Origin of the sequence: Bartonella sp. AC329YNZD (assembly GCF_042196685.1) — a bacterium.
In the GTDB taxonomy this organism is placed as follows: Bacteria; Pseudomonadota; Alphaproteobacteria; order Rhizobiales; family Rhizobiaceae; genus Bartonella.
In genome coordinates this window covers 15,548-39,578 of sequence record NZ_JBHIQS010000003.1, presented here as the reverse complement: position 1 = coordinate 39,578, position 24,031 = coordinate 15,548, and the positions used below count along the sequence as shown (strand labels likewise).

Here is a 24,031-nt window from a genome sequence, read left to right as displayed (position 1 = left end):
ATTTAATGGCCTCCTTCCCTGATAATGGGGTCATGCCCTTCATGCAAAACAAAACGGCTTTGTCTTACAAAATTTTCATGCTGTTAAAAAATCTTTCAATACATCTATATCTCATGATAGCTTCTATAAAATGGAATATTAAAGTCCCTCCACTAAAGTGTATAAAACTTTTTGCACGCCATCATTCTTATGCTTCAAAAAGTGAAAAACAGCACCACTCTATGAACCCTCATGCTTCAACAAGTCTTGCATTTGAGAATGTTTAAATGAAAATTTTTATTCTTTTCTCACGAGATATTTATCCACACACCAAGCCTACTTGTAATGTGCAAGTGAATGATTTTGATTGATCCATTGTAAAAAGATTTGAAATGAAAAAACCTTATATGTTAAGAATTCTCATTCAACATGAAAAACTATTAATTATCATTATAAATTAATGTGTTATTGTTACGTGTAAAAAAATATTTCTTGTTTTCTTCCATTAAGCTCGCTTTATGAAGGTACAAGGATTTCTTTTATAAGGTATATATTTTTTACCTTTGTGCTCGCAATGTCAATGCAAGATCAGGTTGATCTGTCGTAATATAATGTACAGGCATATCAAGCCAATGTGATAACCGAGCTTTTCCATTAATTGTCCATACCCCTACAATAAAATCAGCCTCAAGAGCTGATTCAATAAAATCCTGTGTAACAATAGAGCCATTTAAACTTAGATCAGTATACCCCAATTGTTTCCATTCAGAAAAATGACGGTGCATATCACCTTCAAAATTATCAACACATGGACCAGATGGTATTCCTGCCTCAATAAAAGGACGAAGAACTAAAGGATCAAAACTAATTGCAGAAACCCGTTCTGTTAAATTGCGGCTTTTTATGAGCGCAAGCGCTTTTTGAGATAATATTGTTTCACGCTCCACTTCACCACATGTTTTGATTTCAATATGTAACGCAACATTCGTTGGTGCTAGAAGATCAAGCACCTCTTCTAATAAAGGAGGTGCTTCTCGGCTACCTTTCACGCAGAGTTGTTTGCGTGTTTCATTATCAATGTCGTGAATATATCCCTTTTTGCCAACCAATTGGTCTAGATGAAAATCGTGAAAGACAACCACCTCACCGCTTTTTAGCAAATGAACGTCGCATTCAACTTCATCAACACCTAACGCTATAGCATTATTAAATGCCGAAAGGGTATTTTCAGGATAAAGATGAGCTCCTCCACGGTGTGCAACAATTTTTTTCTCAGACATGCAAAATTTCATACTTCTCACTTTTCAATATATTGACGTACAGATTTTCAGATAAAGACTTATATCAACATGAAAATGCACAATAATTTTTAAATATTTTTTCTACATTTTTCTGAATATCAAACCCTCAGTCATATTTTATTCTGAAAAAGGCTTATCCTTCATTTCAATTATTCCCATTCAATGGTACCAGGAGGCTTTGAGGTTACATCATACACAACACGATTAATTCCTCTAACTTCATTAATAATACGTGCTGCTGTCTTACTTAAAAATGCCATATCATAGGGATAAAAATCAGCGGTCATTCCATCTACAGATGTGACAGCGCGAAGAGCACAAACAAATTCATAAGTGCGATCATCCCCCATAACACCAACAGTTTGAACTGGAAGAAGAACAGCAAAAGCTTGCCAAATTTCATCATAAAGTCCGGCCTTACGGATTTCCTCAAGATAAATAGCATCTGCTTCGCGTAAAATTTCTAATTTTTCACGTGTTACAGCACCTGGACACCGAATTGCAAGGCCGGGACCTGGAAAAGGATGGCGACCAATAAACTGCTCCGGTAGCCCTAACTCTCGCCCTAGCGAGCGAACTTCATCCTTAAAGAGCTCACGCAACGGTTCTACAAGTTTCATCTTCATCTGTTCTGGTAGTCCACCCACATTATGATGGCTTTTAATGGTTACCGTTTCACCAATAGCAGACACACTCTCAATGACATCTGGATAAAGTGTTCCTTGTGCTAAAAACTCTGCACCTCCTATTTTTTTCGTTTCTTCTTCAAAAACTTCAATAAAAAGGCGACCAATTGTTTTGCGTTTTTTTTCTGGATCTGTCTCACCTTTTAAAGCATTAAGAAACACATCAGCAGCATTAACGTGAATAAGCTCTATATTATAGTGATCACGAAAGAGCGTGAGAACTTCTTCAGCTTCATTCTTGCGCATCAGCCCATGGTCTACCAAAATACATGTCAGTTGATCTCCTATGGCTTCATGAAGGAGTACCGCTACAACAGATGAATCCACTCCCCCTGAAAGACCACAAATCACACGACTTTTCCCAACTGTTTGTCGTATTGTCGCAATTGCCTGCTCACGATAAGAAGCCATTGACCAATTACCTTTAATAGCAGAGATCTTATGAACAAAATTTTGCAAAAGTTTTGTACCATCTGGTGTATGGATAACTTCAGGATGAAACTGTACCGCATAAAAATGCCTTTTCTCATCAGCAATAGCCGCATAGGGAGCACCTTTTGAGGTTCCTATGACACGAAAACCTTCTGGTAAAGCTGCCACACGGTCACCATGGCTCATCCATACTTGATAACGAGAACCTTTTTCCCACACTCCACCAAAAAGGGCACTCTCTTCTTGAACTTCCAAAAAAGCGCGCCCAAATTCACGCTCATGTCCAGCTTCAACCTTTCCTCCAAGCTGAATACACATGACTTGTTCACCATAGCAAATACCCAGAATCGGAACACCCGCCTCAAAAATTTCCATTGGAGCACGCGGAGAGCCCTCATCAATAACGGAATAAGGACTCCCTGATAAAATAATAGCTTTAGGATTTATGCGGCGCACAGCTTCTAAAGCCAATTGAAAAGGAGTAATTTCACAATACACTCCCATTGCTCGTACCCTTCGTGCAATAAGTTGTGTAACTTGTGAACCAAAGTCAATAATAAGAACAGTGTCTGGATGTGATATGCTCATAGAAAACCAATCAACAATTGTAAAAGAAAACTCATGAGAGTTATGATTCAATCTTTCTCTTTTCACAAGCCTGTTTTCTTAAGAAAAAGATTATTCTCGTAAAGTTTATGATAAAAAGTGTAAAAATATGGATCAATGTTTTTTTTGCAACACAGATAAAAAGAACCCATCTGTTTGTGTTGTGGCCGGCGACAAAGTAAGTCCATAATTTGAAAAAACTGGTTGCACAGGAGAAAAACTAAAATGTTTCTGCCAAAGCGCTGGCATATCTATTGGAGAAAAATGAGAATGTTGTTGAAGGAAATGGGAAATTTGTTCCTCATTTTCATCTGTAAAAAGAGAACAGGTAATATAGATTAGGCGCCCATTTGGCTTAAGATAAGCTATCGCTTCATTCAAAATATCCCTCTGTTCTGTTTGGCGTTGTTTCACCTGTTCTAATGTTAAACGCCATTTCGCATCTGGACGACGACGCCATGTTCCTGTCCCACTACATGGTGCATCTAGTAGAACTCTATCCATCTGGCCTATTAATGGCTTCAATTCTTCTTTTTGTGCTCGTACTTGGACATTACGAACACCAGCGCGTCGAAGACGATCAAAAATAGGAGCTAGGCGTGCTTTATCAGAATCATAAGCATAAATTTGCCCACGATTGTTCATATCAGAAGCTAAAGCTAATGTCTTTCCACCAGCACCTGCACAATAATCTAATACCTGTATGCTCTCTTGCGCTTCTACAAGATGAGCAACAATTTGAGATCCTAAATCCTGTATTTCAAAGTATCCTTTTTGAAAAGCTGGTTCCACTTGAACATTGGGATGACGATTAAACTTTTCAATCGGTGCAATTCTTAAAGCTTGCCCAAACCATGGAAAAGATTTAAGTTTGGTTTTTGCTAATTCTTTCAGCACCTTTTCTGGTGTTGCCTTTAGGTTATTTACCCGTAGGTCTAAAGAAGGACGCGTTGCTAACGCAGCCGCTTCAGTGATCCAATTATCACCAAATAAAGGACGCAGATGCGCTTGACACCATTGCGGAATATCACCACGAATATAGTCTGGAGCATCCACTAATTGCTGACTTTGCCACGATTTACGCTGTTTAGCCCCTAATAACTGCGGTGCAAACCGATCTTCTGCCAACTCACCGTCAATTTGCTCCAGCGTCATTTTTCCAGAATCTAATAAGGCACCAAAAACGATATCTCGGATATCATCACTCTCCATACGCCATTGTAAAGAATAACGTCGTCTTAAAACATCATAAACGATTGTACCAATGGCTGCACGATCACCTGCTCCAGCAAAGCGATGAGAAAGACCCCAATCCTTTAAAGCTTCTCCTACTGGGCGATGCTTCATTTCTATCTCTTTGAGAATATCTATTGCTGCTTGCAAACGCCCACCTAATCGCATTCATTTCTCCCATTAAAATAATAAAATTTTAAATCATCTAAAAAAATAATATTATCTTCTTCTTGCCAATGAAACCTTCTCAAAGCCATAAAAATTTACATTCAATATTAAAATTATCTGATCAAACTTTTTATAAAACCCAATTTAGAGTATCTATATTTGTTCTTTCATCTTCTACCCATTCGCTTTATTATCTCCTTCTACCTCTTATACTAAAAGATACGTAGCCATCCATAAAGAACTTATTTCCGCCATGTATTATGCAAAAAACAACCTCTCTATCATTGTGTAAAATAAAATTTACGAAGATTATCTGAATAACAGAAAAAGCAAATATCTCCCATCTTTTGATGGCTATCCTTCTGAAAAAATAGAAAAAATATTTTCATAAAATTAAACAAGTTCATCTGACGCTCATCAAAAAATTAACTTTTTAGAAAATGCTTGGAACCACTATTTGGCATGACCGTTTTTACTCTACTGGCAACTGCCAGGAAATTTAAAAGGAGAAAATAATGACTTATAATAATGGAAAAACAACTTCATCTAAAAGTCGTCAGAACACAATGCCCTCAAACAATGGAAAGAAATCCGTTCAAAGTGATCAGACGAACACTCGCCAACGTGCGTCAAAGACAGGGCGGAAGACAACAAAAAGTTAATTCTAATTTTATATAACTTATTTCACATAGTCTAGAAGAAAGAATTAGAGTTTTAGTCTCTAATTCTTTCCTTTTAGGATTTTATTCCAAATCACAAACAGAAAGAAGAACAGCCTCTCTTTTTTATTCTCGGAAGATTTTATATTTATGCAATATGATGCTAGACTCTTATTTCTTCAAACAGGCCCACGATAGTTTGGACTCTCCCGAGTGATAGAAACATCATGCGTATGACTTTCATGGAGTCCCGCATTTGTAATACGAACAAACTTTGCTTTTTCACGAAACTCTACGAGATCTTTTGCACCCACATAGCCCATCGAAGCACGTAGTCCACCAGCAAGCTGGTGTAGAACTGATGCTATAGGACCTTTATAGGCCACTTGCCCCTCCACACCTTCAGGAACCAACTTAAGTTCATCATGAACGTCATCTTGAAAATAGCGATCTGCCGATCCTCGTGCCATAGCACCAACAGATCCCATACCGCGATAGGCTTTAAAAGATCGACCTTGATAAAGATAAACTTCACCAGGACTTTCTTCTGTACCCGCCAAAAGAGAACCAATCATCGCTGCACAAGCCCCACCCGCTAAAGCTTTAGCAAAATCACCCGATGCTTTGATCCCACCATCTGCAATTATGGGAATGCCTGCTTTTTCAGCAACTTCTGCAGCATTCATAATGGCTGCAAGTTGAGGTACACCAACACCAGCAACAATACGCGTTGTGCAAATAGAGCCAGGACCAATACCAACTTTTACCGCATCTGCACCACTGTCAATCAATGCCTGCGTTGCTTGAGCAGTTGCGACATTCCCAGCAATAATAGCTGGAGAGGAAGCCATCTTTTTAATTCGTTCAACAGTTTCTAGTACACGTTGAGAATGTCCATGCGCTGTATCAATGACCAAAACATCAACACCTGCGTCAATGAGACGTTCAGCACGCTCAATCCCATTATTTCCAACACTACTAGCCGCTGCAGCACGCAAGCGCCCTTGAGAATCTTTAGCAGCATTTGGATTTAATTTTGCTTTTTCAATATCCTTAACTGTTATCAGTCCGACACAACGATTCTGTTCATCCACAACTAATAATTTTTCAATACGATGATGATGTAAAAGATACTTCGCTTCATTGAGTTGAACATTTTCACGCACTGTGATTAAATTTTCATGCGTCATTAATTCATAAATTTTTTGTTTGGGATCCGATGCAAAACGTACATCTCTATTGGTTAAAATGCCAACAAGTCGCCCCGCTGTCTCACCTTTAACACTATTTTCAACAACCGGAATACCGGAAATACCATGAGAGCGCATTAAAGCTTTTGCTTCTTCAAGTGTTGCATCTGGTCCAATTGTAACTGGATTAACAACCATACCAGATTCAAACTTTTTTACTTGGCGGACTTCTTCTGCCTGCTCTGCAGGAGACATATTACGATGAATAACCCCAAGACCACCAGCTTGAGCCATAGCAATTGCCAAACGCGATTCCGTTACCGTATCCATTGCAGCGGAAAGCAATGGCAAATTGAGCTTAATATCAGCTGCAATGCGCGTACTGAGATCCACTTGACTAGGCATAACAAGAGAATGACCGGGTTGTAAAAGTACATCATCAAAAGTCAGTGCTAATGCACCTGTCCCCGTTTCAACAATCTTTGCCATAGCAAAATTCCTTTTATAATAAAAATTATAATAAAACACCGCAAGGAGCTTTAAAATACAACTGCGGTTCTCATACATGGTAGATTGGCAAAAAATTATGCCATGCTACAAACAAAATGAAAAGAAAAATAAATATCTTTTCATGGTTTATAAAAATTTACAATTGTGATTCGATGGGTAGCCAACTTATTATTTTTGCAAATGCGCGACGCCAGAAATTGCTTTCTGGTTCATAATCAATGCTATACTGTTTTTTATTTTCAATAAAATCCCAATAAATACGATTATTATCACCAAGACGAAGATGATAACTCATTTCCCTCGTCGTTTCTTCAGAAAATAACAAATCTAACCTCGCTGTAATGGGCGCACATTCAAAAAGAATGCCCATTTCTGTATTTAACGCCGCTGATCTAGGATCAAAGTTTAAAGATCCAATAAAAGCTGTTTTATGATCAACTAAAAAAGCTTTGGCATGTAAACTTGCCTTACTGGATCGAAACAATCGTAATCCATGGGAAGTGCCTTCCGCTTTTAATTCATAAAGCTTAACACCACTTTTCAACAGTGCCTTACGATACGGGACATAACCACCATGCACTAATGCTACATCAGTCGCTGCTAAGGAATTTGTCAGAATTTTGACATCAACACCTTTTGAAACCAAATTACTAAAATTCTGCGTACCGACTTTGCCAGGAACAAAATAAGGTGACGTAATCTGAACCGTTTTTTGAGCATTTCCAATAACCTTTGAGAGTGCCTTCATAAGCCAATTACTTGCTTTTTTACGCAATGCTTTTTCTGGAGGATCAGAAAGAACAACAACTTTATCTGCTAAAAATAACCGCTTTCCTGTTTGGATAAAACAACTAAAGTTAATGTGTTCTTTGACATAATCTAAATAAACCTTTGCAACCTTGGAATCCCGAAATTTTCGTAATTTATCTCTCCAATAGCTAAGATCACTTGCGCTTTTAGGAACAACCAAAGTATGAATTGGTAAAACAACAGCACTATTCCAAAAATCATCAAAGATACTTTCCACCTTTTTAACAGAGGGACCAATTAACATCAAATCTAAATCTCGAAAATGAGATTCTTTACCAGCATCAAAATAAGAATCTGCAAGATTACGCCCTCCGACAAAAGCAACCCTACCATCAACGATAAAAGCTTTATTATGCATTCTACGTGTTACAGTAATTGCCCGTAATATAATTTCTAAACCACGCCGTAAACCACCTTTACGCGATCGCCCTGGATTAAACATTCTCACCTCAATATGAGGATGTTTATCTAGCGCAATATAAGCTGGATCACGTGCCTGAGCATTAATATCATCCAAAAGAAGCCGTACCCGAACACCCCGATCAGCGGCCTCAACTATTTCACTTAATAATAGGCGCCCCGTTAAATCATCGTCCCAAATATAATACATCAGATCAAGGCTACGCCCAGCTTCTGCAGCCCCTATTGCACGAACACAAAACGCATCCAAATTGCTGATGATGAGGGAAAGGGCATCTTTATCAACCCCCAATCCATTTTCTTCCTCACCTAATTGACTGACGATACGATCAAGCTTGGTTTCACCTCTCTTAATAGGCAACGCATACGAACATTGTCCCTTAGCACTTTTCACAAAACGCCCATATGTATAGATTGCCAACATAGACGCAACAAAAAAAAAGAGAATAAAACCAATAACAATCTGTAAAAGAGTCAAAGAGGATAAACTTTCTATTTTCAAGCTAGCGCATTACCAATGATACAAACAACAATCCTAATACTAATCATTTTATCTTAATCGTGTAGCAGATAAAATGCCACTTTTTGCTTAAGAGAGTATAAATTTAATATTCATGATGTAAAAATTTTAGCTTTAATCTCTCAACACTTAAAAAATGCCTCTCAGCTTTAATAAATGCAAACTTAACTAAAATTGTATAAATTGAAACAAAAGATAAAATGTCAAATAAAATTTATACTTGCTTTAAATCTATAAAACCATCCTCACTACATAAACTTTACAATAAATGATCATTTTCTTAAGTCTCCCTACGGACTTTATCAAAAGCCACTTCATCTTTTTTGAAAATCATGTTTATTATGAATTTCACTTCCGTTCTTGATTTCTTATTGCTCTCAATTCTTCCATTTTTCTATAAAGTGTAGAGCGACCAATATGAAGGCGGCGCGCTATTTCGCTCATATGTCCTTTATAGTGTTTAACCGCTTTCTCGATAATATCATGTTCCATTTCTGCAAAAGTACGCACATGGCCATCAGTATTCAAAAATTGGATCGATTCTTGTTCATTATCTTCATCTTCTTGTATATTACCTTCAATGATATTGGGAACATTCATTAACGAATTTCCCATTAATTGAGGAAAATCTCGAACCGTTAATAAAGGTCCTTCACTGAGTAAAATCGCACGAAATAAAAATTTTTCAAGTTCATTTCTATTACCAGGCCAATCATACTGCATAAGCAAGGAAAGAGCCGATCCTGCTAAACCATGAACATGTGATCGCCCTGTTTCTACGATAATACGATCAATCAAATGTTGTGTGATCTCTGGAAAATCATCCCTTAATTCTCGTAAAGCAGGAACGCTAATAGACAAATGAGAAAATTGTTCAAACAAACTATGCAAAAGAAAATTCTCTTTAACCAAGTCCTTTAAACGCGATGTTGAAATAGCAATGATCCGAAAAGGAAAAAGTTCTCCTTTTGTATTCTTTTCCCTTTCTTTAAGATAATGCGCAAACCGTTTTTGCTGTATGGGCTCAAGTCTATCAATATCACAAAGGCAAAGTGTCCCTTTTTCAAGCGAAGAAACCAACGGTAGGAATTCTTTAAACCATTGCTGATTTTCTTCCTCTGGATCAACAATGGCGGAACATTGAAAGCGAATAAAAACGCCTTCTGAGAATAAACCCTCATGATGAATAATCCGAGCTAATGTCTCACGTCCTGTTCCAACTTCACCCTCTATCAAAAGATTTTGCAAAGAATTCGCTGCTTTTCTCGATTGTTCTAAAACTATCTGCATAGCTTTACTTTTCATACAAAGGTCAGAAAATCGTAAATGATTCTCTTTTTTTCGTTGAATATCTCGAACCTCATGCTTCAAGGCAGAAATAAGAGCAAGAATATCCAACGTAACTCTTACGCGTAATAATGTTACTGGATGAATCCAATAATCAATCGCTCCAGCTGCTAGAGCTCTCTGGAGTAAATCCTGATTTTCTTGCTGTGCTATAACAATAATAGGAATAGAAACACCAGCAACTCTAATCATTTTAATCAAATCGCTCACACTCAAATCACTCATAACGACATCAAGGAGTGCAAGCACAATGTTTTTACGCCTGTGTAAAAGATCAATCGTACGGAGACCATTTTCTGCTTCAATGACACGGTAGCCAAAACCTCGGAGCATAGCAGAAAGCTCTATACGTCTTCCATAATCTTCACTCGCAACAAGAATGGGACCAACCATAATGTCAATAATCTCCTTTGAGACCACTCAGCAGCTTAATGTAAAAATTATTGTAAACCATAAGAAATATTTCACCTTTTGTGTTTCACTTACGAACTTCATTAAGCTGTTAATTAAATACAACATTAAGGCATTTTTTTCTATTTTTTTGCTTTTTCATTGATTTTCATCAAATTTTTCATATTGACTCATGGGATAATTTAATAATGTTATAGAAACTAGAGAGCAAAATAATCTAAATAGAGTGCAATAAATGAAACATACCTATCATATTTTATGTCTTACAATCACCACTTTCCTATTAAGTGCTTGTAGCTTTTCGCAGTATTATAACCCAAATATGCCAACAGGAATTGATGGAAAATGGGTTGACGAGAATGGTATTATTTCTTCTTTTCATAATGGTGTTTTTGAAACACATGCAGCAGATACAGAAGAAAAGCTATCAGAAGGAGCATATAATTATCTCAATGCTCAAAATATAGAAATTGAAATACGCTCTATTCTTCGTGGAACAATCTCTAGAGTCAATTGTACAATGTCATATGACTCCACACAACTTCTCTGCACCTCACATACAGGAGCACAATTTTTTCTTAAACGAAAATCTTAGACAAAATATAAAGTAAAGCTTTTCTTATAAGATAGACAAAATACATACATTAAGCAGGAGGTGTTCCTTTCTCCTCCTGACAGGAAATTTTCTCTCAAATACGTAAAGAAACTGATACAATCTCTATCCGTAGAATTTTCTAAACATTATGAAATGCGTAAAACACTCATTTTCTTCCACAAAACATCAGCAAAACCGTATCACAATAAAACTGTGACTTTGTATCATTCAATCTATTTTAAGCTAAAATAACATTTTATTTGGTAGGGAACTTTAATCTAAGCAGCACCAATACGCAAAAGATCATGAAAATGGACAATTCCTATCGGTTTTTTATCTTCAACCACGAAAAATGCACCAATCTGATGATCATTAATAAAAGCTGTTGCTGCACCAACAAGTGTATTTGGCTTTACAACTTTAGGAGCTTTGGTCATCACCTCGTCAACATTAAATTTTGATAAATTAAAATGAATGTTACGTGCAAGATCGCCATCAGTTACAATTCCGATTAGTTCACCTTCTTGATTCACAACACCAACACAACCAAAATGTTTTTCCACCAAAACATTCATCGCTTCAGTCATAGCTGTTCCCTGCATAACCAGAGGAATACTATCACCCTCATGCATAATATCACACACGTATTTAAGGCTTGCACCAAGAGAACCACCAGGATGATATATTTTGAAATCCGTTGCGGTAAAACCACGCATTTCTAAAAGAGAAACCGCTAATGCATCTCCCATTGCCAATTGCATAATTGTTGAAGTTGTAGGGGCTAAACCATGGGGGCAAGCCTCTTCTATCTTTGGTAATAATAGCACAATATCAGCTTGTCGTCCTAACACAGAATGCTCATTTGATGTCATTGCAATAAGAGGGATACGAAAACGTGCAGCATAGCTCATAATACCACTTAACTCTTGAGTTTCACCAGACCATGATAAAGCAAGAATAACATCATCAGATCCAATCATACCAAGATCACCATGATTGGCTTCTGCAGCGTGCACAAAAAAGGCAGGTGTTCCAGTTGAGGCTAAGGTTGCTGCAATTTTTGTGCCTATATGACCACTTTTTCCAAGACCAGTAATGACCACATGTCCACGCGCATTTCTAATAGTTTGAACAACCGCTTCAAAAGAAGAAGAAAGACTTTCCAGAAGAGCTTTTTCAAGAGCTTCAAGCCCCTGCTTTTCACTCGCAAGTGTTTTAAGCGCTGATGCTACTGCACCTTGCAAAGCCATATGAGGAGACGGTATTGTCATAATCAAATTCGATCAATAAAATTAAGTGAGAGATCTATATCACTTTTCAACATTAATGGTTTCTAGTAAATTTTTCAATGAAGCAGAAACGTGGCTGTGCATATCAGCGCGTGCTAAAGAAAATGCAACGTTGGCTTCAATAAAACCAGCTTTAGAACCGCAATCAAAAGTGCGCCCTTTTACTTGCAACCCCCAAAAATCTTGCTCATTTGAAAGCCGTATCATAGCATCTGTTAATTGAATTTCATTTCCTGCTCCTCGTTCTTGAGTGGAAAGAATATTAAAAATTTCTGGCTGCAAAATATAACGTCCATTGATGTACAAATTTGATGGTGCCGTTCCTTGTGCTGGTTTCTCTACCATTTTTGTGATTTCAAAACCATTTGCAATCTGTTTGCCTTTCCCAACAATACCATATTTATGTGTTTCTCTAGGATCGCATTCCTGAACTGCTATAATATTTCCCCCACCTGTTTTTTCATAAAGGCTCATCATTTCAGAAAGACAGCCCTTTTTCGCCTGTATCAACATATCGGGTAATAATAAAGCAAAAGGTTCCCCTGCAACTAATTCACGCGCACACCAAAGAGCATGCCCTAATCCCAAAGGTTGCTGTTGCCGAGTGAAAGAAGTTGACCCTGGTAATGGCTGTAAACGGTATAAGTTTGCAAGATCTTCTTTCTTTCCACATTCAGCAAGTGTCGTGTATAATTCAACTTGCGCATCAAAATAATCCTCAATGACTGCTTTGTTGCGTCCAGTCACAAAAATAAAATGCTCAATACCAGCTTCCCTCGCCTCATCCACAACATATTGAATAACAGGTTTATCAACAACTGTTAGCATTTCTTTAGGAATCGTTTTTGTCGCAGGAAGGAAACGCGTACCAAGACCTGCTACTGGGAATACTGCTTTCCGGATTTTACGCACACTCACCCTCCTCAATGAATTCATATAACTTTTTTGTTTTATTTATCATATGTTTTTACGAAATGGTAAAAAAGATATCTTATTGTTTTGATTATCATTATAATAGGCAATCAAAAATGTAAAAAGAATCTGAGAATTTATTGAAGGAATTAAAACGAATTATTTATTTCAGTTTTTTCCTATTCTTGATCATATTATCGATTAAACTAAATACAAAATAAAGTTATTGCACATCTAATGAATTGAATATTAATGGGGATTTCAAAATGCAAAAAACAGAATTGAAGAGTTTCTCTTTTTTTTTAGAGAAGTCAATAGCTTGGAGACCCCTTGTCACTGGCTCTGCCATTCTTTTGTCTGCTTTTTTAATGTTTTTTGCATCATTTTCACATGCGGATAGCGGATTTAAACACTGGATTAAAGAGTTTAAAAAAATAGCTATTGCTCACAATATTAGCCCTTCTACGTTTCATATGGCATTTAAAGACATTAATGCCATTGATCCAGAAGTTTTAAAAAGCGCCGCATACCAACCGGAATTTATTGCTCCTTCATGGAACTATTTCGATAATCGTGTCCATGATATTGCTATTATAGAAGGACGGCGCCAAGCAAAAAAATGGAATAAATGGCTTCTTCAAATTGAAGAACGTTTTGGTGTTGACCGTAATATTCTGCTTGCTATTTGGTCAATGGAAAGCAATTATGGAAAAATTTTAGCCAATAAAAGTGTCATGCATGATACCATTCGCTCGCTTGCAACCCTAGCCTATGCCGATAAAAAACGCGAAAAATACGCACATACACAACTTATTTCTGCTATGAAAATTCTACAAAGTGGTGAAATTAAACGCTCTCAACTCACTGGATCTTGGGCCGGAGCATTGGGACATACACAATTTATTCCAAGCAGTTATCTCGCCTATGCTGTTGATATAAATCAAGATGGACGGCGTGATATCTGGAACTTTGTTCCAGATGCTCTGGCTACTGCTGCTAATCTTCTTCACAAAAATGGCTGGCAACCTAATCTTATTTGGGGAGTAGAGGTAAAAGTGCCGCAGGGAAAAAAACTTCCTGAAGGCTGGTATTCCTTTGAACAATGGAAAAAATTAGGTGTAAAATACGCTAATGGGCATCCTCTTCCTACATTAGCTGAACAAGCAATGTTAAAATATCCAGATGGAGAAAAAGGACCTATATTTTTAGTCACAAAAAATTTCTTTGTTCTAAAACGTTATAATAATGCAGATCGTTATGCTCTTGCCGTTGCCCTTCTTGCTGATCGCATTGCTGGACGGCCTGGATTAGTGCATGATTGGCAAAGACCTTTTCAGCCTATTACCTTCCAAGAATGTAAAGAACTGCAATCTCGCTTAAGTGCATTGGGATATTATAAAGGAGATATTGATGGACAAATCGGAACAGCCTCTCGCAAAGCAATCAAAGCTTTTCAGCTGCATTACGGTCTAAAAGAAAATGGATATCCATCATCTCAAGTGCTTTTTCTCCTTCGCCAACAATAATGGAGAATAAGGTCTTGTCTCTTTTGCGTCTTATATACTTGATATTCTTACTGTTTTCATTTTCTATTGTGGGGATCATACAACCATCCCCAAGTAAAGCAACGAACTTCTTCAAATGGTTGTCACAACATAACAAACAGACGCAACAACCACCGCAAATTATAGAACAAAAAATAAACAAGCCGCAAAAAAAGATCGTAACACAAAAAAACATACAAAAGCTAAAAAATGAGAACGCAAAGCGCATTCTTGTCATAGGAGATTTTACAGCTTCTGCTGTTGCCGATGCACTTAAGAAGTTTTTTATAGATAATAGTGATATCGTTATTATGAACAACACAATGCCAGCTTCCGGATTAGTTCGAACTGATTATTATTCTTGGCAAAGCAATATTTCTAAACTCATTAATCAAAATAACCCCGATGTCATTATCATGATGATCGGGGCCAATGATAATCAACCCATCATAGACTCTCATAGCACGATTAACACAGATCAATCAGAATGGATGCACATCTACAAACAAAGAATTATCGAAATTGCTGAAAGTCTTCATGCCTCTGGAAAATCGTGGATATGGATAGGTCAACCTTCTTTTGGAAATAACCTTTTGACACAAAAAATGAAAATTTTTAATGCGCTCTACAAACAAGTAACAGAAACAGCAGGAGGATATTTTCTTGATATCTGGAGTGGCTTTAGTGATGAAGAAGGAAACTTTTCTTTTTCAGGCTATGATATTAATGGAAAAATGACCAAATTGCGCACCAATAATGGCATGCATTTCACTTCTGAAGGAAAGAAAAAACTTGCTGCTTATTTAGAAAAGCCATTGAAAAATATTTCAAATTTTCATGCCTTTTCTCATGAAAATTCTTACTCAACCGATCAAGTTATTAAAAAACTTATACAAGAATCAGAGAATCAAGAGCCAAGTAATATTATGCGTCAGCCTCCAATGAGCCTTAATGATATGGTACAACAAAACACCCACCTCATAGGCAGGAAAAAATCAAGTTTTATAGAAAAATCATGGTTTCCACCAAATGGACATCAAAAAGATCGAGCTGATAATTTTTCTTTCCCATAATGTCTATTTAAAATACAAAATCTATTTCCCCTATAAACAAAAAGCGAATAAGATAAAAACACTGTTTACATAGCTATAATGAAGAGAAAATTTGCATAAATTGCAACTACATCTTTGCGAAGAATATGAAAACGGCATGGTTAGCACCATGCCGTTATATCTTACAATCCACGTTTGTTAATCATTGCCTCTGGTAAAGGCATCCGTCCCCGAAAAGCTTTATAAAGCTCCTCTGGATCACGACTTCCCCCAGCAGAGTAAATAAAACGTTTCAACTTATTAGCAAGCTCTGAATTAAAAACATCTCCCGTTTCTTCAAAAGCCTGAAAAGCATCAGCATCAAGCACTTCCGACCACATATAAGAATAGTAACCAGCGGCGTAACCATCCCCTGAAAATATATGCGTAAAATGTGGAGGACGATGGCGCATAATAATTGTATCAGGCATTTGCAGCTTGTCTAATTCTTGGCGTTCAAACACTGTTGGATCAGTGACTTTTTCTCCTTGGTGAAAAGCCATATCCACGAGAGCTGATGAGATAAATTCAACCGCAGAAAATCCAGCATTAAATGTCTGTGCTGCTAAAACTTTATCTATCAACTCTTGTGGCATAGGAAGCCCTGTTTTTGCATGTATAGCATAAGATTTTAATACTTCTGGTACAGTTAACCAATGTTCATAAAGTTGAGAAGGCAGCTCAACAAAATCACGCGAAACCGATGTTCCCGATACAGATGGCCATACAACATCAGAAAGCAAACCATGCAATGCATGCCCAAACTCGTGAAAAAGCGTACGTGCATCATCAAGAGATAAAAGAGCAACCTCCCCTTTGGATGGTTTAGCAAAATTACAAACATTGTAGATAATGGGCTTTTGTCCGCCTTCCAATTTATGTTGTGATTGCAAACTACTCATCCACGCACCAGACCGTTTTGAAGAACGTGCAAAATAATCACCAATGAAAAACCCAAGTAAGCTTCCATCAGATTTTTTTACTTCCCATAAACGTGCATCAGGATGCCAAAGTGCAACAGCATTTTTTTCTTCAAATGTAATGCCAAAGAGTTTTTCTGCTACTCCAAAAGCCGCTTTAATCATATGATCAAGTTGAAAATAATATTTAATTTCAGCGCCATCAAAAGAAAACTTTTCAGTGCGAAGTTTTTCAGCATAATAACGCCAATCCGAAGCTGTTAAAGATTCATTGCTTCCCTGATTATTGGCAAAATTTTGTAATTCAATTTGCTCAGTAGAAGCCTTCGCTTTTGCTCGCTCCCATACAGGCATAAGCAAATTCATAACAGAATCAACACTTTTAGCCATAGTATTATCGAGTTTTAAATCCGCAAAAGATTTATATCCCAATAATTTAGCTTGCTCATCTCGAAGCGCAACAATCTCTAAAATAATGGTTCGATTGTCATTCTTGTTATTATTTTCACCACGTTTAGCCCAAGCTTGGAATGCAACTTTACGCAAATCACGACGATCAGAGAATTTTAAAAAAGGTTCAACAATTGAGCGTGCTAGTGTTAATGCATAGGCTTCTTCACTGCCTCTTTCGTACGCAATTTCTTTCATTGAAGCAATGAGATCTTCCGGTAAACCAGATAAGTCTGTTTGTTTTAAAAATAGAATCCATTCAGCTTCATCGTTTAAGACATTTTGCCCAAAAGTAGCATTTAAAAAAGCGAGTCTTTCATTAATTTCTACAAGCCGTTTCTTCGCTTTTTCATCTAATTTTGCACCATGACAAACAAACTTTTTCCACCATAATTCAAGAACACGTGTTGTTTCATTCTCAAATGTCTCCTGTTGCGACTGTTTATAAAGCATATCTATTTTCGCAAATATCCGCGCATCCATCATCATTTTTGAAGAATAACGAGAAAGTTTTACAACGAACTCTTGCTCTAGCTGTTGAATTAATACATTCGTATGAGCACTAGTGCGTAAGAAAAATATTGAACAGACACGATCAAGCGCTTTGCCACAAAGCTCAAAAGGTTGCAAAAAGTTCTCAAGTGTTGGTGGTTCTTGCACCATCGCAATCGCTTCTAGTTCTTCTTCGGCTTCTTGAAGTGCCTGTGCAAAAGCGGGTTTAAAATCTTCATCATTTATAGAAAAAAAATCAGGAAGACCTGAAAATCCCTTCCAATTCAGCACGGCTTCTTTTGTCATAATACTTTATGTCTCCATTATAAATTTAGGCTGTAATCATTATCTTTACGACACAAATTGATAATATACTAAAACTATTTTGTGAGTTTCAAAACTACCTGTCAAAGCTCTATTGAAGTAAAAAATAAAAAGTACCTTTAATTTCAGGAGATAAATAAAAATAAGAATTTCCACGCTTATGAAACAACATATTGATTTATAATAATAATTTATCGTTTTTATATATTGAATAAAAAACCTTAAGATCGTAAGATTCTCTCATTTCAGACCTGTTTATGTTGAATCAATCAAAATCACTTGCTTGTACATCACAAGCGGAGCTGGCGTGTGGGTAAAAGCCGTAATAAGAAAGGAATAAAAATAGCTCTTATGAACCATCTTAAATGCTAAGAACACCTACAAGCTAGCAAAGTGTTGTGATGGTACTGGTTTGATCCTTCATAAGCATAAAGATGGAAGTGTTCAATGCATTTACCTTTATACCCTTCACAAGCGCCGTCGTGAAATGGGCTTGAATGCTCTTTGAGAGATATTTCTTAAAATAAGCGCGTGAAACTGCAATACAATGGCGTTCTGTTTTACGTGAAGGGACGTTGCCCCATTACAAGAACGGAGGTTCCTACCAGTCTCTGGACTGTCAACAGTCCAGCTTATCTCGGCGGATTCTACCTGCTAACCACTCATGCAGTTTACTTCATAAGCGCAACAGATAAGCCCCTGCCCTGAATACGGATTGCGATATCTAAAAACACTTAATATGTAAAGCTTTTCATGCCTTATATCACCGCTCTAAACAACGGTGTTTGACGGCATAATAAGGTAAAAATGGGAACTGATTTTTACATTTACGCCTTCATATTATCCTCCAATCAAGCTGTATTCTCGTTTCAGTGATTCAGAAACTTGTTCATAACTGATAATTTATCCTTGACTTTAACTTAAAATATTAACAATTGAAAATATAGTCGGGGAGGTTTTTTTCAAATCTTCCATAAATTTTTGTTTTTATCTCATCTATTATTTAGATTTACAACTCCCCAACTCTTCAGGAGGTACTTTATCATGACTGAAATTAAAACGGCCTTCGACTTCAAAAATTTTTCTCCTGAAGCTCTCGCTGAAAAATTAAAAAATCAGCATTTTGCAGACTCTATTGATATCATCAATGATCTCGATATCATGGAACGAGTCACTATTCTTAGTCTTCTACCTCTTGATTATGTTATCGAACTTTTTGATAAACCAGAGCTTGAGCAACCTGCTGCTATTTTAGAACTTCTCCCTATAAATCGTGCGGTTGAAATTCTTGATGGCATGTCTGCAGATGCTGCTGCAGACGTCTTTCAAGAAATAAATAAAGAAACCCGTACACGGCTTTATGCCTTGCTTAAACCCTTAACACGTGCGGAACTTAAAAAACTTACCAGTTATCCTGATCATACAGCAGGGGCACTCATGACAACAGAGTTTATAGCAGTTCCTTCAAACTGGACCATACAAAAAACTTTGGATCACATTCGTGAAGTCGAGCGAACACGTGAAACAGTTTATACCAGCTATGTGATTGATCCTAAAACAGGTACTCTTCTCAAAGCTGTTTCACTGCGTAACCTTATTCTTGCCTCACCTGATGAACAAATTCTTAATGTCCCTACCCATGACTCACCCATTACAATATCGCCCTTCACACATCATGAAGATATCGCACGCCTTTTCCAACGCCATGATCTTCTCTCTGTGCCTGTAGTTGATGAAAGTAACCATGTCATTGGCATTGTAACCGTTGATGACGTGCTTGATACTATGGTCGATGAGATGAATGAAGATGCCTATAAATTTGGGGGTATGGAAGCGCTTAATAAGCCCTATATGCAAATTAAGTTTCCTGAAATGATGAAAAAACGTGGCGGGTGGCTCGCTTTACTCTTTATCGGTGAAATGCTGACAGCAAGCGCTATGCAGCATTTCGAAACAGAACTCGAAAAAGCGATTATTCTTACACTGTTCATACCTCTCATTATGAGCTCAGGAGGAAATTCCGGCTCACAAGCTACATCCCTTATTATCCGTGCATTGGCTTTACGTGAACTCACATTAAAAGACTGGTGGAAAGTTATTATTCGTGAAATTCCAACAGGATTATCCCTTGGTCTCTTACTCGGAATTATTGGTGTTACGCGCATTGCTCTTTGGCAAAAACTGGGTATCTACGACTATGGCCAACATTGGATTGCTATTTCGACAACAGTGGGTACAGCTTTAGTTGGAATCGTTACCTTTGGTTCTCTTTCTGGATCTATGTTGCCTTTTATTCTTAAAGGTTTAAAATTTGATCCAGCAAGTGCTTCTGCTCCTTTTGTGGCAACTTTAGTAGATGTCATGGGCATTATAATCTATTTTTCTGTAGCTTCCCTCATTTTGTCAGGAACTCTCCTTTAAACATGTAAAGTAAAAACTCTTACTTATGGAAAAATCTTGTCATGTAACCTAAAATTCTTTCCATAAGAGAATAAGCTTTATTATTTATTTTTCTAGCGCACCGCTCTATAGATAATTTATTATTTTTTTTGAATAACAGCTCCGAGTAGCGTAATTTCACCTCATCATAAAGCTTCTCATATTAAATCGATTAAAGTCATCTTCTTGCCAGTCACAAACGAGATCGGTGTATGGCTAAAAACTATTCAAGAAAAAATAAAATACTTCTTATATCATCTCTCTCTCGTATCAAAAACTGGCGCAATATTGACAGCTGAGAAAGAATAATAATGATGATACTCAACAAGCTTTATATTTCTTCACAAAGGCGTTAATAGTATACTATTCGCGTATGTTATATCATTTATGAGCCCTATCATGGAATGGATGTAGTGTACATTAAGCGATCTCTCTTAAGTACATGAATATGCAACAAAAAGTATATTCTGTTTAAAGTGTTCTGTTTGGCATGAAAAGCATACTCCTATTAGAGAATGCAATTAACAAAAAAGTGTAAGGCAATGCACTATCTCCATGGTTTAAAAAATATTACTTTAGATGCTTTTGAAATCATAAATTGGATTAACGGCAAAAATGGGAATTTTCTTTGGATACCTTCATATTCTTTCTAAATAAGACTGTATTCCGGGTTCATAAATAAATCAAAAGATATAACTCTTGCCCTAATCTGGCATACAAAAGCTAGAACTTCTTATAAAATTTTTAATCGTCTCAATATTTACCTCAAATACACGATTGCATTAGATCTGGATTTTGATTGACAAGTTATTGAATAAGAAAAAGCTTTATTTAGAATAAAAATATTGTAAAATTGTCAATAAATTGGCTATGGATTGAGAGATATTCCGGATTTTTATCAATCTCTTTGCAAAACAACAACAATACCGCTAGCTTTATACTTACTTACTCTTACAAGAATTCATATAAACTTCTTGTGTCATATTGATAAAAATCAAATTGACTGTGATTTTTGGGATAATTCTTAGCTCGAGAATAGAACATACGTATTATAAAAAACTTTTACGAAGCTTCAGAAATTGAAGCTCAATAGAGCCTTAAAGACTTGGATAAATAGTTTTGCCATAAAAATATTGCCTCCATCTTCCAAAATTATAAAAAAACATGTAAAAGGTTTTCTAATAATCAGGCAAAGAATGTAAAGACTTTGCTTCAAATGAAATTTCATTAAACGAAAAGAAGAAAATTTATGCAATTGCGTAACATTGCCATCATTGCCCACGTTGACCATGGGAAAACAACGCTTGTAGACGGGCTTCTCAAGCAATCAGGAAACTTCCGTGATAATCAACGTACAAGCGAACGTATGATGGATTCAAACGATATTGAGAAAGAACGCGGAATTACAATCCTAGCGAAAGTGACATCTGTTGTTTGGAAAGATACTCGAATTAATATTGTTGATACACCAGGACACGCTGACTTTGGTGGAGAAGTTGAACGCATCCTCAATATGGTTGATGGAGCCATCGTCCTTGTTGATGCAGCTGAAGGACCAATGCCACAAACAAAATTTGTCGTTGGCAAAGCATTGAAAGTAGGTTTGCGCCCTATTGTTGCTATTAATAAAATTGACCGACCTGATGCACGCGTTGATGAAGTTATTAATGAGGTTTTTGACCTTTTCGCTGCTCTTGACGCAACTGATGAACAGCTTGATTTTCCCATTCTTTATGGTTCAGGACGCGATGGATGGATGGCTGAAGCCCCCGAGGGACCAAAAGATCAAGGATTAGGTCCTTTATTTGATCTTGTAACGCGGCATGTTCCTTCCCCTAGCGTCGCAGAAGGTCCGTTCCGCATGATTGGAACTATTCTTGAAGCGGATCCGTTTTTGGGACGAATTATTACAGGTCGTATTCATTCCGGCTCTCTAAAACCCAATCAAAATGTCAAGGTTCTGGGACAAGATGGAAAACTTTTAGAAACTGGGCGGATTTCAAAAATTCTAGCATTTCGTGGTCTAGAACGGCAACCTATTGAAGAAGGAAGTGCTGGTGATATTGTTGCGATTGCAGGTCTGCAAAAAGGTACCGTCGCTGATACTTTCTGTGACCCTACGGTTAATGAACCCCTTACTGCCCAACCAATTGATCCTCCTACTGTGACGATGAGTTTTCTCGTCAACGATAGCCCCCTTGCAGGAACTGAAGGCGATAAAGTAACAAGTCGTATCATTCGTGACCGATTGTTAAAAGAAGCAGAAGGCAATGTCGCTCTTAAAATTGAAGAATCAGCCGATAAAGATTCTTTCTACGTTTCAGGACGAGGAGAATTACAGCTTGCAGTTCTTATTGAAAATATGCGCCGTGAAGGATTTGAGCTTAGTGTTTCACGTCCACGTGTTGTTATGCAAAAAGATGAAAATGGAACAATTCTTGAGCCAATCGAAGAAGTTGTTATCGATGTCGATGAAGAATATTCCGGTACTGTTGTACAAAAAATGTCTGAACGTAAGGGTGAAATGGTAGAATTACGTCCTTCTGGAGGTCATCGTGTCCGCCTTGTCTTTTACGCCCCAACTAGAGGACTTATTGGTTATCAATCTGAACTTTTAACGGACACACGTGGTACAGCAATTATGAATCGCCTTTTCCATGCTTATGAACCTTATAAAGGAGACATTGCTGGTCGCGTTAATGGTGTTATGATTTCTAATGACAACGGTGAATCTGTTGCTTATGCTCTTTTTAATCTTGAAGATCGTGGACCTATGATCATTGATGCAGGTGTGAAAGTCTATCAAGGTATGATTATTGGCATCCACTCACGCGATAATGACTTAGAAGTTAATGTGTTAAAAGGAAAAAAACTTACTAATATGCGCGCTTCCGGAAAAGATGAAGCGGTAAAGTTAACGCCTCCCATTAAAATGACATTAGAACGTGCCTTATCATGGATACAAGATGATGAACTTGTGGAGGTAACCCCTAAAAATATTCGTCTCCGCAAACTCTATCTTGATCCCAATGAACGTAAACGTTTTGAAAAAACACGTGATTTCAAGTTAATTTCATAATCTCTTTGGTAAAATATTTAATTGTATTGAGCCTCACTATATTCCAGAAAGGATGTCTCTATGAATATTAAGGAAATACCCGTAGGCAAAAATCCACCAGAAGATATTAACGTTATTGTGGAAGTCTCTCTTGGTGGTCAGCCAATAAAATATGAGATGGATAAAAAGTCGGGTGCATTATTTGTTGACCGTTTTCTTCATACATCGATGGTTTATCCTGGAAATTACGGTTTTGTCCCTCATACGCTTTCAGATGATGGTGATCCTATTGATGTCCTTATCTGTAATACCCGTCCACTTATACCTGGTTGTGTTATCAATGTTCGCCCCATCGGAGCTCTAATGATGGAAGATGATGGTGGTAAAGATGAAAAAATTATTGCCATTCCCACGACAAAATTAACAAAACGCTATATCAATATTCATGACTATACAGATCTGCCCGAGATTACACTCAAACAAATTGAACATTTCTTCAAGCATTATAAAGATCTGGAACCTGGAAAATGGGCTAAAATTGAAGGATGGCGTGATAAAAACTTTGCTCATGAATTAATTAAGCAAGCTGTTGAGCGCAATAAAAAAGTATAACGATTTTAATAAAATAAAGCCTATAAAAAATAG

General features: G+C 37.1%; 16 protein-coding genes. 7 read left to right on the top strand and 9 right to left on the bottom strand.

Going from position 1 to position 24,031, the window contains the following annotated elements; translation table 11 throughout:
- Positions 1–536: 536 nt before the first annotated feature.
- From ACFIMW_RS02500 to ACFIMW_RS02490, 3 genes are all read right to left on the bottom strand, one after another.
- Positions 537–1,259, bottom strand: coding sequence for a glycerophosphodiester phosphodiesterase (locus tag ACFIMW_RS02500; RefSeq protein WP_375606759.1), 723 nt, complete (start codon positions 1,257–1,259; stop codon positions 537–539).
- A 170-nt stretch (positions 1,260–1,429) separates the two neighbouring features.
- On the bottom strand, positions 1,430–2,986 hold the full coding sequence (guaA, locus tag ACFIMW_RS02495) for a glutamine-hydrolyzing GMP synthase (RefSeq protein ID WP_375608103.1): 1,557 nt from the start codon (positions 2,984–2,986) through the stop codon (positions 1,430–1,432).
- 132 nt (positions 2,987–3,118) lie between these two features.
- The gene (locus ACFIMW_RS02490; protein WP_375608016.1) at positions 3,119–4,405 is read right to left on the bottom strand and encodes an RsmB/NOP family class I SAM-dependent RNA methyltransferase; all 1,287 of its coding nucleotides are present in this window, start codon (positions 4,403–4,405) and stop codon (positions 3,119–3,121) included.
- Between the two features lie 515 nt (positions 4,406–4,920).
- On the opposite strand from ACFIMW_RS02490, the gene ACFIMW_RS02485 reads away from it, so the two are divergent.
- Positions 4,921–5,067 (top strand): hypothetical protein, encoded by a 147-nt coding sequence (locus ACFIMW_RS02485; protein WP_375608015.1) that lies wholly within the window; start codon positions 4,921–4,923, stop codon positions 5,065–5,067.
- Positions 5,068–5,243: 176 nt separating this feature from the next.
- Here the strand turns inward: ACFIMW_RS02485 and guaB are convergent, their stop codons facing one another.
- From guaB to ACFIMW_RS02470, 3 genes are all read right to left on the bottom strand, one after another.
- The gene (gene guaB, locus ACFIMW_RS02480) at positions 5,244–6,743 is read right to left on the bottom strand and encodes an IMP dehydrogenase (RefSeq protein WP_375608014.1); all 1,500 of its coding nucleotides are present in this window, start codon (positions 6,741–6,743) and stop codon (positions 5,244–5,246) included.
- A 157-nt stretch (positions 6,744–6,900) separates the two neighbouring features.
- Positions 6,901–8,472 (bottom strand): phospholipase D family protein, encoded by a 1,572-nt coding sequence (locus ACFIMW_RS02475; protein ID WP_375608102.1) that lies wholly within the window; start codon positions 8,470–8,472, stop codon positions 6,901–6,903.
- Between the two features lie 390 nt (positions 8,473–8,862).
- Complete coding sequence (locus tag ACFIMW_RS02470) at positions 8,863–10,254, bottom strand: sigma-54-dependent transcriptional regulator (protein ID WP_375608013.1); 1,392 nt, start codon at positions 10,252–10,254, stop codon at positions 8,863–8,865.
- A 253-nt stretch (positions 10,255–10,507) separates the two neighbouring features.
- On the opposite strand from ACFIMW_RS02470, the gene ACFIMW_RS02465 reads away from it, so the two are divergent.
- Positions 10,508–10,867, top strand: coding sequence for a hypothetical protein (locus ACFIMW_RS02465; RefSeq protein ID WP_375608012.1), 360 nt, complete (start codon positions 10,508–10,510; stop codon positions 10,865–10,867).
- Between the two features lie 278 nt (positions 10,868–11,145).
- On the opposite strand, the gene ACFIMW_RS02460 is transcribed toward ACFIMW_RS02465, so the two are convergent.
- Both ACFIMW_RS02460 and ACFIMW_RS02455 read right to left on the bottom strand, forming a co-directional pair.
- Positions 11,146–12,138 carry an SIS domain-containing protein gene (locus ACFIMW_RS02460; RefSeq protein WP_375608011.1) on the bottom strand — a complete coding sequence of 331 codons (993 nt, stop codon included), beginning with the start codon at positions 12,136–12,138 and terminating at the stop codon, positions 11,146–11,148.
- A 39-nt stretch (positions 12,139–12,177) separates the two neighbouring features.
- A complete protein-coding gene (locus tag ACFIMW_RS02455) occupies positions 12,178–13,068 on the bottom strand; it encodes a UTP--glucose-1-phosphate uridylyltransferase (RefSeq protein ID WP_375608010.1) in 891 nt (296 codons plus the stop codon).
- 266 nt (positions 13,069–13,334) lie between these two features.
- Here ACFIMW_RS02455 and ACFIMW_RS02450 point away from each other — a divergent pair, with 266 nt between their 5' ends.
- A complete protein-coding gene (locus ACFIMW_RS02450) occupies positions 13,335–14,594 on the top strand; it encodes a lytic murein transglycosylase (RefSeq protein ID WP_375608009.1) in 1,260 nt (419 codons plus the stop codon).
- A 14-nt stretch (positions 14,595–14,608) separates the two neighbouring features.
- On the top strand, positions 14,609–15,685 hold the full coding sequence (locus ACFIMW_RS02445) for an SGNH family hydrolase (RefSeq protein ID WP_375608008.1): 1,077 nt from the start codon (positions 14,609–14,611) through the stop codon (positions 15,683–15,685).
- Between the two features lie 161 nt (positions 15,686–15,846).
- Here ACFIMW_RS02445 and ACFIMW_RS02440 read toward each other — a convergent pair whose 3' ends face one another.
- Positions 15,847–17,871, bottom strand: coding sequence for a M3 family metallopeptidase (locus ACFIMW_RS02440; RefSeq protein ID WP_375608007.1), 2,025 nt, complete (start codon positions 17,869–17,871; stop codon positions 15,847–15,849).
- 1,062 nt (positions 17,872–18,933) lie between these two features.
- Between ACFIMW_RS02440 and mgtE the strand changes: the two genes are divergently transcribed.
- The 3 genes from mgtE to ppa all read left to right on the top strand — a co-directional run bounded on the left by mgtE (position 18,934) and on the right by ppa (position 23,998).
- The gene (mgtE, locus tag ACFIMW_RS02435) at positions 18,934–20,310 is read left to right on the top strand and encodes a magnesium transporter (protein WP_375608006.1); all 1,377 of its coding nucleotides are present in this window, start codon (positions 18,934–18,936) and stop codon (positions 20,308–20,310) included.
- A gap of 1,267 nt (positions 20,311–21,577) precedes the next feature.
- Complete coding sequence (gene typA, locus ACFIMW_RS02430; RefSeq protein ID WP_375608005.1) at positions 21,578–23,407, top strand: translational GTPase TypA; 1,830 nt, start codon at positions 21,578–21,580, stop codon at positions 23,405–23,407.
- A gap of 60 nt (positions 23,408–23,467) precedes the next feature.
- Positions 23,468–23,998, top strand: a complete 531-nt coding sequence (gene ppa, locus ACFIMW_RS02425) for an inorganic diphosphatase (protein ID WP_375606746.1) — start codon at positions 23,468–23,470, stop codon at positions 23,996–23,998.
- Positions 23,999–24,031 lie beyond the last annotated feature (33 nt).

What these genes read in the sequence shown, in the direction of transcription:
- ACFIMW_RS02440 (WP_375608007.1), bottom strand. Translation starts at nt 17,871, where the DNA reads ATGACAAAAGAAGCCGTGCTGAATTGGAAGGGATTTTCAGGTCTTCCT.
- ACFIMW_RS02465 (WP_375608012.1), top strand. Translation starts at nt 10,508, where the DNA reads ATGAAACATACCTATCATATTTTATGTCTTACAATCACCACTTTCCTA.
- ppa (WP_375606746.1), top strand. Translation starts at nt 23,468, where the DNA reads ATGAATATTAAGGAAATACCCGTAGGCAAAAATCCACCAGAAGATATT.
- mgtE (WP_375608006.1), top strand. Translation starts at nt 18,934, where the DNA reads ATGACTGAAATTAAAACGGCCTTCGACTTCAAAAATTTTTCTCCTGAA.
- ACFIMW_RS02460 (WP_375608011.1), bottom strand. Translation starts at nt 12,138, where the DNA reads ATGACAATACCGTCTCCTCATATGGCTTTGCAAGGTGCAGTAGCATCA.
- guaB (WP_375608014.1), bottom strand. Translation starts at nt 6,743, where the DNA reads ATGGCAAAGATTGTTGAAACGGGGACAGGTGCATTAGCACTGACTTTT.
- ACFIMW_RS02470 (WP_375608013.1), bottom strand. Translation starts at nt 10,254, where the DNA reads ATGGTTGGTCCCATTCTTGTTGCGAGTGAAGATTATGGAAGACGTATA.
- ACFIMW_RS02490 (WP_375608016.1), bottom strand. Translation starts at nt 4,405, where the DNA reads ATGCGATTAGGTGGGCGTTTGCAAGCAGCAATAGATATTCTCAAAGAG.
- guaA (WP_375608103.1), bottom strand. Translation starts at nt 2,986, where the DNA reads ATGAGCATATCACATCCAGACACTGTTCTTATTATTGACTTTGGTTCA.
- ACFIMW_RS02485 (WP_375608015.1), top strand. Translation starts at nt 4,921, where the DNA reads ATGACTTATAATAATGGAAAAACAACTTCATCTAAAAGTCGTCAGAAC.
- ACFIMW_RS02500 (WP_375606759.1), bottom strand. Translation starts at nt 1,259, where the DNA reads ATGTCTGAGAAAAAAATTGTTGCACACCGTGGAGGAGCTCATCTTTAT.
- ACFIMW_RS02450 (WP_375608009.1), top strand. Translation starts at nt 13,335, where the DNA reads ATGCAAAAAACAGAATTGAAGAGTTTCTCTTTTTTTTTAGAGAAGTCA.
- typA (WP_375608005.1), top strand. Translation starts at nt 21,578, where the DNA reads ATGCAATTGCGTAACATTGCCATCATTGCCCACGTTGACCATGGGAAA.